The 13287-nt window shown below is 34.4% G+C and carries 12 protein-coding genes; all 12 read left to right on the top strand.

Annotation, left to right across the window (positions count from 1 at the left end):
* The first annotated feature begins 11 nt into the window (after nt 1–11).
* The gene (gene mutL / locus AC1RPY_RS07275; RefSeq protein ID WP_481761845.1) at nt 12–1985 is read left to right on the top strand and encodes a DNA mismatch repair endonuclease MutL; all 1974 of its coding nucleotides are present in this window, start codon (nt 12–14) and stop codon (nt 1983–1985) included.
* A gap of 136 nt (nt 1986–2121) precedes the next feature.
* Nucleotides 2122–2736, top strand: a complete 615-nt coding sequence (ruvA, locus tag AC1RPY_RS07270) for a Holliday junction branch migration protein RuvA (RefSeq protein ID WP_481761844.1) — start codon at nt 2122–2124, stop codon at nt 2734–2736.
* A gap of 15 nt (nt 2737–2751) precedes the next feature.
* Nucleotides 2752–3768 (top strand): Holliday junction branch migration DNA helicase RuvB, encoded by a 1017-nt coding sequence (gene ruvB / locus AC1RPY_RS07265; protein ID WP_409021443.1) that lies wholly within the window; start codon nt 2752–2754, stop codon nt 3766–3768.
* Nucleotides 3769–3785: 17 nt separating this feature from the next.
* Entirely contained in the window at nt 3786–4826 is a 1041-nt protein-coding gene (gene queA, locus AC1RPY_RS07260) for a tRNA preQ1(34) S-adenosylmethionine ribosyltransferase-isomerase QueA (protein WP_481761843.1), read from the top strand.
* Between the two features lie 15 nt (nt 4827–4841).
* Nucleotides 4842–5987, top strand: a complete 1146-nt coding sequence (tgt, locus tag AC1RPY_RS07255) for a tRNA guanosine(34) transglycosylase Tgt (RefSeq protein WP_481761842.1) — start codon at nt 4842–4844, stop codon at nt 5985–5987.
* 83 nt (nt 5988–6070) lie between these two features.
* Nucleotides 6071–6433, top strand: coding sequence for a preprotein translocase subunit YajC (gene yajC, locus AC1RPY_RS07250; RefSeq protein ID WP_409021441.1), 363 nt, complete (start codon nt 6071–6073; stop codon nt 6431–6433).
* 164 nt (nt 6434–6597) lie between these two features.
* On the top strand, nt 6598–8085 hold the full coding sequence (gene zwf / locus AC1RPY_RS07245) for a glucose-6-phosphate dehydrogenase (RefSeq protein ID WP_481761841.1): 1488 nt from the start codon (nt 6598–6600) through the stop codon (nt 8083–8085).
* 147 nt (nt 8086–8232) lie between these two features.
* A complete protein-coding gene (locus AC1RPY_RS07240; RefSeq protein ID WP_481761840.1) occupies nt 8233–8943 on the top strand; it encodes a B3/B4 domain-containing protein in 711 nt (236 codons plus the stop codon).
* Nucleotides 8944–9080: 137 nt separating this feature from the next.
* Entirely contained in the window at nt 9081–10223 is a 1143-nt protein-coding gene (dinB, locus tag AC1RPY_RS07235; protein ID WP_481761839.1) for a DNA polymerase IV, read from the top strand.
* Nucleotides 10224–10280: 57 nt separating this feature from the next.
* Nucleotides 10281–10961, top strand: a complete 681-nt coding sequence (locus AC1RPY_RS07230; protein ID WP_481761838.1) for a metal-dependent hydrolase — start codon at nt 10281–10283, stop codon at nt 10959–10961.
* A gap of 15 nt (nt 10962–10976) precedes the next feature.
* The gene (locus tag AC1RPY_RS07225) at nt 10977–11930 is read left to right on the top strand and encodes a DHH family phosphoesterase (protein WP_481761837.1); all 954 of its coding nucleotides are present in this window, start codon (nt 10977–10979) and stop codon (nt 11928–11930) included.
* Nucleotide 11931: 1 nt separating this feature from the next.
* On the top strand, nt 11932–13257 hold the full coding sequence (locus AC1RPY_RS07220) for a DEAD/DEAH box helicase (protein ID WP_409021433.1): 1326 nt from the start codon (nt 11932–11934) through the stop codon (nt 13255–13257).
* The last annotated feature ends 30 nt before the right edge of the window (nt 13258–13287 follow it).

Here is a 13287-nt window from a genome sequence, read left to right as displayed (position 1 = left end):
AAGGTGAATGAATGACAAAAATAATTGAACTGCCCACAATTTTAGCGGATCAAATAGCTGCTGGTGAAGTAGTTGAAAGACCTGCATCTGTTGTAAAAGAATTAGTTGAAAATGCGATTGATGCGCATGGCACACAAGTTGATGTAGTCGTTGAGGAAGCTGGGCTTAAATTAATTCAAGTCATTGATAATGGAGATGGCATTGAGGCATCCCAACTGCAGAATGCTTTTAAACGTCATGCCACAAGTAAGATTACTTCAAGAGAAGATTTATTTAAAATCAGTACGCTAGGATTTCGTGGCGAAGCTTTACCAAGTATTGCATCAGTTGCTAAAGTGACTTTGAATACAGCTATTGAAGGGCAACCTGGGGCTGTTATTGCTGTTAACGGTGGTGAGATAGTAGATGAAAAATCATCTGCTAGTCGTAAAGGAACAGAAATAACAGTCTCTGACTTATTTTACAATACGCCTGCACGTTTAAAATATGTAAAGTCTTTGCAAACTGAAATGTCAATTATTAGCGACATGATGAACCGATTAGCAATGAGCCATACAAATATTTCATTTTCTTTAACACATGATGGTAAAGAAGTCTTGAAAACAACTGGAAACGGCCAACTGAAACAAACTATTTCAGCTATCTATGGGGTCAAAAGTGCACGCCAAATGCTTGAATTTAAGGGTCATGATTTAGATTTTAAGATTAGCGGTTATACATCACTGCCAGAATTAACGCGTGCTGGCCGACAGTTTATATCTATTTTAATTAATGGACGTTACGTTAAAAATGTTAATTTAAATAAAGCAATCATTAAAGGATATGGATCAAAATTAATGGTTGGACGCTATCCGATTACAATTTTGAATATTCAATTAGATCCCATGCTAGTTGATGTGAATGTTCATCCAACTAAGCAGGAAGTAAGATTGAGTAAAGAACCAGAATTAACTGAACTTATAAAAAAGATTATCTATGAACGTATTGCTGAAGAAAATTTAATTCCGGAAGCATTAGAGAATTTAAGTTCTAAGAAACGTGAAAAAATAGATACGGATCAATTACAATTTGATTTGAATGAAGCCTCAAGTAAATATCAAGCTAAGCCTAAATTCTCATCAGTACAAACGGATGCAGTAACAAGTGGTGAACCTAAGATTACAATTGGCGAAAATTTAAATCATTTATCAAGGAATATTGAACCAATCTCAATTCAAGTTGCTGAACAATTGGATTCGAAACGAGTTAGCACATTTGAGACACAATATGCTAATGAAATTAATGTGGCACCATTTTCTATTGTTACGCCGGATGAAACAGGCGATGTACAGAAAGAGAATGATGAAGAAATAGCTACCACGAAAAAGAGTGAACAAAGGTTTCCTGATTTAAAATATATTGGCCAAATGCATGGAACCTATTTATTTACAGAATCGGAAGACGGGTTATATATATTAGACCAACATGCTGCACAAGAACGTATTAATTATGAGTTTTATCGTAAGCAAATTGGTGACGTTTCTAGTGACTTGCAAAATCTATTGGTACCGATTGTTCTAGAATATACAGTAAGTGAAGCTATAATTATTACTGAACATACCGATATATTGGAAAAAATCGGACTCATCCTTGAACCATTTGGACAAAATAGTTTCATTATTAGACAGCATCCAACCTGGTTTAAAGAAGGGCAAGAAGAAAGTACGATTCGAGAAATGATTGATTACTTACTCACAGATGGGAAAATAGTGATTGCTGAATTTAGAGAAAAAGCGGCGATTATGATGAGTTGCAAGAGGGCAATCAAAGCAAATCACCACCTTGATGATCGACAAGCTAAGGCATTGATAAGTGAGCTAAAAAATGTTGAAAATCCATTTAATTGTCCACATGGACGACCAGTTTTAGTTCATTTTTCTAATCAAGACATGGAACATTTCTTTAAACGAATTCAAGATTCACATCAAACCGGTCACGAAGGTTAGGCTAAGAATCAATTGTTGCCAAATATTTGGTGATAATTGATTTTTTTGTAAGAAAAGCGATAACTGTATAAATAAGTGGTCTATGGTACACTATTAAAAGCAGATTCATGTAGATTAGGAAAAGTGGGAAAATAATATGTATGAGTATTTTATGGGCCAAATAACGGCTGTAACACCTTTTTATCTTGTTTTAGAAGTTAATGGAATAGGCTATCAAATTTTTGTTGCTAACCCATTTAGGTACCAAGAAGATTCAAAAAAAGTTGTTAAAATTTTTGTTTATCAGGCTATTCGTGAAAATGATATGACGTTATTTGGTTTTTACGATTTAGATGAAAAAAAATTATTTGAAAAATTATTGAATGTTTCAGGAATCGGTCCTAAGAGTGCGCTTGCTATTTTAGCCAATGATGATCATCGTGGTTTAGTTAATGCGATTAATACAGAAGATGTTAGTTATTTAATTAAATTTCCAGGTGTTGGTAAAAAAACAGCACAACAAATCGTGCTTGATTTAAAAGGTAAATTAGATGATATTGAAGGTCAAGCAACCACAATGCCAGGACAACAATCGCTTGATTTCATTCCGGCACAAGCATCACCATTTATGAAAGAAAGTCTTGAAGCTTTATCTGCTTTAGGATATTCTCAACGTGAGATTAAGGCTATTAGTAAGAATCTAGAATCATTCGAAGCAGACTCAACGGATGCTTATCTACGAGAAGGCTTAAAATTATTAATGAAAAAATAAAAGGAGGTTGATAAAATGACAGAACAACGGATTATTTCGAATGAACCGGAAGATAATCAGGAAGAATCCATTGAAAAGTCACTTCGTCCCCAATTTTTATCACAATACATTGGTCAAGATAAGGTTAAAAATGAATTAAGTGTGTATATCCAAGCTGCTAGACAACGTGAAGAGGCACTTGATCATGTATTGTTGTATGGGCCACCTGGGTTAGGTAAAACAACACTTGCAATGGTTATTGCAAATGAAATGCAAGTGCAAATTAAAACAACTAGTGGACCAGCAATTGAAAAATCTGGAGATCTTGTGGCACTTTTAAATGAATTACAACCTGGGGATGTCTTATTTATTGATGAAATTCATCGTTTACCCAAGATGGTTGAAGAAATGTTGTATTCAGCTATGGAAGATTTTTTTGTAGATATTGTTGTTGGCCAAGGCCCAACAGCACATCCCGTTCATTTTCCACTACCTCCATTCACATTGATTGGTGCAACAACACGGGCGGGCCTTCTATCAGCACCGTTACGAGATCGATTTGGGATTGTTGAACATATGGCCTATTATAATCAATCTGATTTGCAAGAAATTGTCATTCGATCAGCAGATATTTTCAATACAAAAATTGAAGAAAGTGGCGCTCATGAGTTAGCTCGACGCTCACGTGGAACACCACGAATTGCGAATCGCCTATTAAAAAGAGTTCGTGATTTTGCAGAAGTTTCTGACCAAAGTGAAATTAACCAAGCAACGGCTGATCATGCGTTAAATCTACTTGCCGTGGATAACCGTGGATTAGATGAGACAGATCGCAAACTTTTAGAGACTATGATTGATTTCTATCAAGGTGGTCCAGTTGGTTTGAGTACGTTAGCAGCCAATATAGGGGAAGAAACAGAGACCATTGCTGAAATGGTTGAACCTTATTTAATGCAAATTGGCTTTATAAAACGCACACCAAGAGGGCGAGTTGCAACAATGGAAGCTTATGAACATTTGAATCGACCTTATGACTTTAACGAGAATAAATAGAGAAGGATGACGATATTTTGACTAAACAACTAAGTACTGAAGATTTCGATTATGAATTGCCTCAAGAATTAATTGCGCAAACACCCTTAGAAGAACGTGATGCATCTCGGATGTTAATCTTGGATCATGAGACAGGTAAAATCAAGGATGATTATTTCTATAATGTAATTGACCAATTAAATGCTGGGGACGCTCTTGTAATGAACGATTCGCGGGTGATGCCTGCTAGAATTCATGGAATTAGACCTGATACTGGTGGCCACATCGAAGTGTTGCTATTGAACAATACTGATGGTGATAACTGGGAAACATTAGTAAAACCTGCTAAAAAAATGAAGGTTGGTTCTGTGATTAGTTTTGGTGATGGCCGCTTAACGGCAACGATCATTGAAGAGCTAGAACATGGTGGCCGCATGATTCGTTTTGAATATGAGGGTATATTTATGGAAATTCTGAATGAACTTGGCGAAATGCCGCTACCTCCTTATATTAAAGAAACGCTTGAAGATCAAGAAATGTACCAAACGGTTTATTCAAAGGAAGTTGGATCGGCAGCAGCACCTACAGCTGGTTTACATTTTACAAATGAATTATTAGAAAAGATTGAAGCTAAAGGTGTTCATCTTGTTTATTTAACGCTACATGTTGGATTAGGGACATTTAGACCTGTTAGTGAAACGAATATTGCAGACCATAAAATGCATAGTGAATTTTATCGTTTAACTGAGGATGCAGCTCAACAATTAAATGATGTTCGTAAATCAGGTGGTAAAATTATTGCGACAGGAACAACTACAATTCGGACACTTGAAACAATTGGCTCAAAATTTAAGGGCGCTATTCAAGCTGACAGTGGTTGGACGGAAATTTTCATTAAACCAGGATATGAATTTAAGGTTGTTGAAGGATTTATAACTAATTTTCATTTACCAAAATCAACATTAGTAATGTTGGTTGCAGCATTTACAGGAAGAGAAAATATTTTAAACGCATATAAACATGCAGTTGATTCTAAATATCGATTCTTTAGCTTCGGCGATGCAATGTATATTAAATAGGATGGAGAATTAATAATGGTAGAGCCCGCAATTAAGTATCGGTTAATCAAAAAAGACAAACGGACAGGTGCCAGACTTGGTGAAATTATTACACCTCACGGAACTTTCCCAACGCCAATGTTTATGCCCGTAGGTACACTAGCATCTGTTAAATCAATGGCACCTGAAGAATTAGACGAACTTGGTGCTAATATTATCTTATCAAACACCTATCATTTATGGTTACGCCCCGGTGAAGATGTCGTACAAGAAGCTGGTGGGTTACATAAATTTATGAATTGGGATAAAGGTATTTTGACTGATTCGGGTGGCTTTCAAGTATTTTCATTAGCAAAGATGCGTGATATTACTGAGGAAGGCGTCAAATTTAGAAGTCATCTAAATGGAGAAAAATTATTCTTATCACCAGAAAAAGCGATCCACATAGAAAATGCTTTAGGTGCGGATATTATGATGAGTTTTGATGAATGTCCACCATTTTCTGAAAGTTATGACTATATTAGCAAATCAGTTGATCGGACAAGCCGCTGGGCTGAAAGAGGACTTGAAGCTCATTTGAATCCGAAAGAACAGGCTTTATTTGGAATTGTTCAAGGTGGCGGTCATCGAAATTTGAGAGAACGAAGTGCGCGTGATTTAGTTTCAATGGACTTTCCTGGTTATTCAATAGGTGGGTTATCGGTAGGGGAATCAAAAGCTGAAATGAACCGCGTTTTAGATTTCACAACGCCATTGTTACCAGAAGACAAGCCACGGTATCTAATGGGTGTTGGTTCAGCTGACGCCTTGATTGATGGGGTGTTACGTGGAATTGATATGTTTGATTGCGTGTTACCAACACGTATTGCTAGAAATGGGACAACAATGACTTCAATGGGCCGTGTTGTTGTAAAAAATGCGAAATATGAACGAGACTTTAGACCATTAGATGAAAACTGTGATTGTTATACATGTAAGAATTATACGCGTGCTTATTTACGTCATCTGATTAAAGCAGATGAAACATTTGGTATTCGTTTAACTAGTTATCATAATTTGTATTTTTTAACACATTTAATGGCTGATGTTCGTCAAGCTATTATGGATGACAACTTATTAGAATTTCGTGAAGCATTTTTTGAACAATATGGATTTTATGATAAAAATCCTAAGAATTTTTAAATTTTTTTGAATAACTGTGGTGTTCAGTCAATAAGTTTGATACCCTTGTGTAGTAAGAAAAAAGAAATAGAGGTGACTTATTAATGCAATATAGTAGTATTTTAATGATTGTGGCTTTATTCGTCTTGATGTATTTCATGATGATTCGTCCACAAAAAAAACAACAACAAAAACAACAAGATATGATGAACCAATTAAAACCTGGGGATGCAGTAGTAACTATTGGTCGTTTACACGGCGTTATTGATAGTTTTGATGAAGAGGCAAAAACTGTTACACTTGATTGTGACGGTATTTTCTTAACATTTGAACGCTCAGCAATCGCACGTGTCCTTCCTGCCGCAGTTAAAGTAGAACCTGCAGCTGCAGTTAAGGAAGAAACAACTACTGATGCAGTTATTGAAACAAAAACTGAAGAAGATAAATTCTCTTCTGACGAAAAATAATTATTTTCAAGTATTAACTTTGTGCTAATCAGAGTTAATACTTTTTTTATTGTCTAGTTTAAGACCAACTTTCTTGTTTATTTTACTAATAAAATGTAAACTTATACTATTGATTTTACTAATAAAGAGGACTGAAACCTCAAAAATGAGAGTGGTGTGGAATAATGGAAACTCAACAAAAGGCCTTATTTATTATCTTTGGTGGAACCGGAGATTTAGCAAAGCGAAAATTGTATCCATCTCTTTTCAAACTATTTGAAAAAGGATTTTTAGATGCCAACTTTGCTGTAATTGGGACTGCAAGACGTCCTTGGACAGATGATTTTTATCAAAACGTTGTTACTGAATCTTTAGTTAATGTTAGCGATGATGCTAATAAAATTGCTGATTTCGTATCACATTTTTATTATCAATCACATGATGTGACTGATGTTGCACATTATATAACTTTAAAAAAATTAGCAGATAAACTTGATGAAAAATACCAAATTGAAGGTAACCGTATGTTCTACTTAGCAATGTCACCTCAATTTTTTGGTACGATTGCGACTCATTTAGGGTCACAAAAGTTAGTAACTAAAAATGGATTCAACCGTTTAATTATTGAAAAACCTTTTGGACGCAATTTTGAAAGTGCTAAAAAGTTAAATGATGAAATTACAAATACTTTTGATGAAGATCAAATATTTAGAATTGATCATTACCTAGGTAAGGAAATGATTCAAAATATTCCAGCAATTCGTTTTGGTAATATTATTACGCAAACATTGTGGAATAATAAGTATATAGATAATATTCAATTAACGTTGAGTGAGTCATTAGGTGTTGAAGAACGTGGCGGGTACTATGAAACGAGTGGCGCTATGCGTGATATGTTCCAAAATCACATTATGCAAGTTGTTTCATTATTAACAATGGACATGCCAAAAGAATTTGTTGCATCAGAAATTCGTAAAGAAAAATTAAAGGCTTTAAAAGCAATCCGTATCTTAAAACCTGATGAAGTTAATAAAAACTTTGTTCGTGGACAATATGGTGCAAATGAGGCAGGAACCGAAAAGGCTTATCGTGAGGAAAAACAGATTTCACCTGATTCAATGATTGAAACATTTATTGCTGGTCGTTTAATGATTGACAATGATCGTTGGGCTGGTGTGCCAGTTTATGTTCGCAGTGGTAAACGTCTTGTCGAGAAAAATACTGAAATCAATATTGTTTTTAAAAATGTTGAAAAAAATATTTTTGGAACAAGTGCTGAACATGAACATTTAGGTAAAGATGTATTAACAATTACAGTTGAACCTGATGAACGATTTAGATTGACGATTAATACTAAAGAAATTGGGCAAGGCTTTAACACGAATAAAACGAATTTAGATTATGTTAATTCACCTGAAACAAAAGCTAAAACACCAGAAGCATACGAAAAGTTAATTTTGGATGCGTTAGATGGAAATGCAATTAATTTTGCTCATTGGAATGAAGTTGCTAAGGCATGGAATGTAGCCGATGTGATTTTAGAGACATGGCATAACGATAATGATGATAAAACGTTATTCCCTAACTATTTAAGTGGATCGATGGGTCCAACGGCTTCAGATAAATTATTAACGGATGATGGTAATTACTGGATATACGATCCTAAAAAGTAAAAAACGTTAATCCTTCGGTATTAATTGAAGTAACTCTTGCATGATAATTTTAATTATTTAGGGAAATATTATTTTAATAGACAAAATATCAGAAGTATTATAGTACGAAAGCGATTATAAAAGTATAAATTTATAAGGAGAGTAATGATGAATAAAATTATTATAGATGAAGATTTTTGGAACATCTTTCCAGATGCACAAATTAATATTATGCTTTTAAAAGATATAGATAATCATCCTAAAGAAAATCAAACCGATTTTTATGATAACATGCTTGAACAAGCTGGGGATAAAGCTCAAAAATATTTAACAAATGAATCATTCAAAGACAATTTAGTCGTGGCTAATTGGCGTGAAGCATACCAAAATTTTAAGAAGAAAAAAGGTGCTCGTTCATCAATTGAAGCTTTACTTAAACGAGTTGATCAGGGTAAAGGTGTGGGTTCAATAAATCCGCTTGTTGACCTGTACAATAGTATTTCATTAGAGTATGGTGTACCTGTTGGTGGTGAAGATACAGATGCTATCAAAGGAGATCTTCATTTAGGTGTTGCTAAAGGTGGAGAAGCTTTTTATCCTTTAGGTGATGATAAAAATGAACCAGCTCTGCTTGGTGAAGTTTTATATTATGATGATGATGGAGCAGTTTGCAGATGCTTAAATTGGCGAGATGGTAAAAGAACAATGTTAACAGATGATACAAAAAATGCTGTTATGGTAATGGAATCTGTCAATAAAGAACAGAATGAAATTATTGATGAGGCAATGTTACAATTACAAAAGTCTATTAAAGATAATCTTAATGTAGAAGGTAAAATTTTTAAATTAAATAAGGATAATTCTGTTATAGGTGAATAATATGAAGTACCTCATAATTGTTAAACATAAGTTTAACGATAATGAGGTATTTTTATATCTTAATGGACAATAAAGAGCAATTAATTTGAAAAGGAACGTGCGTTCGTGTAAAATTGCATGAAAAGGATGTGGGACTAATGGCTGAATTAAATGGTATTACAATAGACGATAATTTATTAAAAAGAAAAATTATCCATGTCGATATGGATGCTTTTTATGCGTCAATTGAAGAGCGTGAACATCCTGAATTTATTGGACAACCATTAGTTATTGCCCAGGATCCTAGAAAAAATGGTGGTCGTGGTGTTGTTGCTACAGCAAATTATGAGGCAAGAAAATTAGGTATCCATTCTGCTATGGCAGCCCAAGAAGCTTATGAAATTTGTCCTAAAGCTATTTTTAAATCGCCTGATTTCACACTATATAAAGAAGTTTCAAGACAGCTTCATGAAATATTTCATGAATATACAGAAATGATTGAGCCAATTGCATTTGATGAAGCCTATCTTGATATTACACAGAATAAAAAAGAAATTAAAAGTGCTATTCAAGCAGCGCACATGATTCAAAGAGAAATCTATCAAAAATTACATTTAACCTGTTCAACGGGTGTTTCTTATAATAAATTTTTAGCAAAACTAGCGTCCGATTACAATAAACCAGCTGGAATGACATTAATTCTGCCAGAAGATGTCATTCCTTTTTTATCTGAATTGCCAATTGGTAAATTTAGAGGCGTTGGAAAAAAAACAGAACCAAAAATGATTAATCAAGGTATCCTTACTGGAAAAGAATTATTAGAAAAATCTGAAGTTGAATTAATTCAACAATTTGGTAAATTAGGGTACTTCTTATATAAACGAGTACGAGGTGTTGATGATCGTCCAGTCGAGTGGCAAAGAGAGAGAAAATCGATTGGTAGCGAGCGAACATACGGGAAGTTATTGATGACAACGGATGAAGTTGAAACACAACTTAGGTATATTGCACATTTAGTTTCAGAAACGTTGAGTAAACAACAAAAACATGGGAAAACGTTAGTCATTAAAGTTCGCTATCAGGATTTTACGACGCTAACAAAAAGATTAACATTGGAAGAATTTATTCGTAATGATGCAGCAACTATTTATTTTTATGGACGACAGATTTTTGACGATATATTGGGTGCAGAAAAGGGAATTAGGTTACTTGGATTAACGATGACAAATTTAGCACCAATTGGTTTTGAAAATATGAAACTACCATTATTTGGGAAAAAAGACACAAAACAGCCTTTGTAATTGGCCTCAATAACCGTTATACTTAAGAGCAACTTTGGAAACGAAAGAAGACTAAACATGAAAATTACATGGCTTGGACAATCTAGTATTCAAATTGTTACTGACGATAAGTTGACGATCTTAATTGATCCATTCATTAAAGATAATCCGTTAGTTAAAACGACTATTGACGAATTAAATCCAGATTATATTTTAGTGACGCATGCACACTACGATCATGTGGGTGATACAATTGAGTTAGCAAAAAAATCAGGGGCTAAAGTCGTTACAATCAATGAACTAGCTAATTATTTTGAAGATGAGGGTTTAATTGTTGAGCCTTTAAATTTTGGTGGTCAGCTTAAATTACCTTTCGGTTCAGTAAAACTTATTCCCGCGTGGCATACTGCTGCCTTGGTAATTGATGGTACAGCGAGAACATTAGGTGTAGCTGCAGGGTTTGAATTGCATATTGATGGGAAAGTCTTGTATCATGCAGGAGATACGGCTTTATTTTCAGATATGAAGTTAGTTAATCATATGGAACCTGTTGATTTAGCATTTTTACCGATTGGTGATACTTATACAATGGGTTTAGAAGATGCTGCAATTGCAGCTGAATTTGTACAGGCAAAAAAGGTTGTTCCAATTCATTACAATACGTTTACCAAAATTGAACAAAATCCAGTTGAATTTGTTCAATTATTGAATGATGGTGTGGGGATTATTCCCGAGATTGATATTCCATTTGAGTTCTAAGAAGGAGTCATTTAAGTGAAAATTGAGTTAGAAATTTTAAAAAAAATTAAACAATTTGATACGATTATTATTCATCGTCATCAAAGTCCAGACCCTGATGCAATTGGATCTCAATCGGGGTTAGCAGCAATTATTCGTGCTAGTTTTCCTGACAAAAAGGTTTATCAAGTTGGTGCGCCCTCAGCTGGATTAGTATGGATTAGTGACCAAGATGAAATTTCTGATGAGACGTATAATAATGCACTCGTCATCGTGATTGATACGGCTAATCGTCCAAGAGTTGAAGATGATCGATATACAAGTGGTGCCTACCTAATTAAATTGGATCATCATCCCAATGAAGACGTTTATGGTGATTTAGTTTGGGTGAAAACAAATGCATCAAGTAGTTCTGAATTAGTTATGGATTTAGTTGATGGCGTTGGTGGAGAACTTGTAGTTACTGATGATGCGGCTAGGATGTTATACGCCGGAATTGTTGGCGATACAGGTCGATTCATGTATTCAGCAACAACTGCACATACGATGCAAGTGGTTGCTGAATTAATGACTTATCATTTTTCAACTACTAAAATAAACCAAAAAATGGACAATATTACCGCAGGTGTCGCTAAGTTATCAGGATATGTATATGATAATTTAGTTATTACAGAACATAAAGCAGCATATGTCATATTGACACATGACTATCTAGATTCAATAGAGTTGGGCGATGCTGGTTCATCTCAAATTGTACCTTTACCAGGTAAAATTATTGAAGTTCAATGTTGGGCAATTTTTGTGCAGCAAAAGGATGGTAGCTATCGCGTTCGATTACGATCAAAAGGTCCTGTAATCAATCAGTTAGCAAAAGAGCATGATGGTGGTGGACATCCCATGGCCAGTGGTGCAAGAGCTAAAGACCAAGCAGAGTACGAAGAAATAGTTAAATCACTTGATGATTTAGCTAAGACATATACGGGAGAATAAAATGCCAGAAAATTTTAAAAATTTTGGATTGAAATCGTATCTTTTAAAAGCGATTGAAGCAATTCATTTTAATGTACCAACAGAAGTTCAACAACGCTTAATACCAGTTGTTTTAAAGGGTAAAAGCGTTGTAGGTCAATCACAAACGGGTAGTGGTAAAACACATACTTTCCTATTACCAATCTTTAATCAACTTGATCCTTCAAATAATACGGTTCAAGCAGTTATTACGACACCAAGTCGTGAACTTGCTTACCAAATTTATGAAGCTGCTAAGCAATTGGCAGAATTTAGTCCCGAACCTATTCATATTCAAAATTATGTTGGTGGGACAGATAAACAGCGTCAAATCGATAAATTAAGTAGAAGACAACCACAAATTGTCATTGGGACACCTGGACGTATTGCTGATTTAATGAGCAGTAACGCTTTAGATATTCATAATGCATCAACTTTAGTTGTAGATGAAGCAGATATGACACTTGATTTAGGGTTTTTGAAAGAAACTGATCAAATTGCATCTGCATTACCTTCTGATCTTCAAATGATGGTGTTTTCAGCAACTATTCCACAAAAATTACAACCATTTTTAAAGAAATACATGAAGAACCCAGTAGTTGAAGAAATTGCAGCTAAATCAGTTATTAGTGATACGATTGAAAACTGGATTATTCCAACGAAGGGTCATGATCGTAATGAAGTTATTTATCAATTAATTACGATGGGACAACCATATATCGCACTTATTTTTGCAAATACAAAAACACGTGTTGATGAAATTGTTGAGTATTTACGTGGTAAGAATTTAAAAGTTGCTAAAATTCATGGTGATGTGCCAGCTCGTGAACGAAAACGTGTCATGAAAGAAGTTCAAAATTTAGATTTTCAATATGTTGTCGCAACTGATTTGGCAGCGCGTGGAATTGATATTGAGGGTGTTTCACATGTCATCAATGATGATATTCCAAATGATTTAGAATTCTTCATTCATCGTGTTGGACGTACTGGTCGTAACGGTTTGAGTGGTATTGCGATGACGTTATATGAACCAAATGAAGAAAATAAAATTGCTGAGTTAGAAGCAATGGGGATTAAATTTGCACCTAAAGATATTAAAAAAGGTGAAATCGTTGATTCTTATGATCGTAATCGCCGTGAAAATCGTAAACAAACCAAAGATCCTTTAGCTCCAGTAATCAAAGGAATGGTTAAAAAAGAGAAGAAAAAACGTAAACCTGGATATAAGAAAAAGATTCAAAAAGCAATTAAACGTAAAGATCAAATGGATCGTCGCGTTAACAGAAAACAAAATCGTAAAGAGTCGTAAGCTTAATTTGACAATTTGAGTCGATTTCAA

This window comes from Dellaglioa sp. CoH-56-MRSF-12 (genome assembly GCF_056782075.1).
The sequence above is the reverse complement of the archived record's forward strand: the minus strand, read 5'-3'. Positions and strand labels throughout refer to the sequence as shown.

Bases quoted from the DNA above. Each gene is read 5' to 3' on its own strand.
- yajC (WP_409021441.1), top strand. From the start codon at position 6,071: ATGCAATATAGTAGTATTTTAATGATTGTGGCTTTATTCGTCTTGATG.
- AC1RPY_RS07240 (WP_481761840.1), top strand. From the start codon at position 8,233: ATGAATAAAATTATTATAGATGAAGATTTTTGGAACATCTTTCCAGAT.
- AC1RPY_RS07220 (WP_409021433.1), top strand. From the start codon at position 11,932: ATGCCAGAAAATTTTAAAAATTTTGGATTGAAATCGTATCTTTTAAAA.
- ruvB (WP_409021443.1), top strand. From the start codon at position 2,752: ATGACAGAACAACGGATTATTTCGAATGAACCGGAAGATAATCAGGAA.
- dinB (WP_481761839.1), top strand. From the start codon at position 9,081: ATGGCTGAATTAAATGGTATTACAATAGACGATAATTTATTAAAAAGA.
- mutL (WP_481761845.1), top strand. From the start codon at position 12: ATGACAAAAATAATTGAACTGCCCACAATTTTAGCGGATCAAATAGCT.
- AC1RPY_RS07230 (WP_481761838.1), top strand. From the start codon at position 10,281: ATGAAAATTACATGGCTTGGACAATCTAGTATTCAAATTGTTACTGAC.
- tgt (WP_481761842.1), top strand. From the start codon at position 4,842: ATGGTAGAGCCCGCAATTAAGTATCGGTTAATCAAAAAAGACAAACGG.
- zwf (WP_481761841.1), top strand. From the start codon at position 6,598: ATGGAAACTCAACAAAAGGCCTTATTTATTATCTTTGGTGGAACCGGA.
- ruvA (WP_481761844.1), top strand. From the start codon at position 2,122: ATGTATGAGTATTTTATGGGCCAAATAACGGCTGTAACACCTTTTTAT.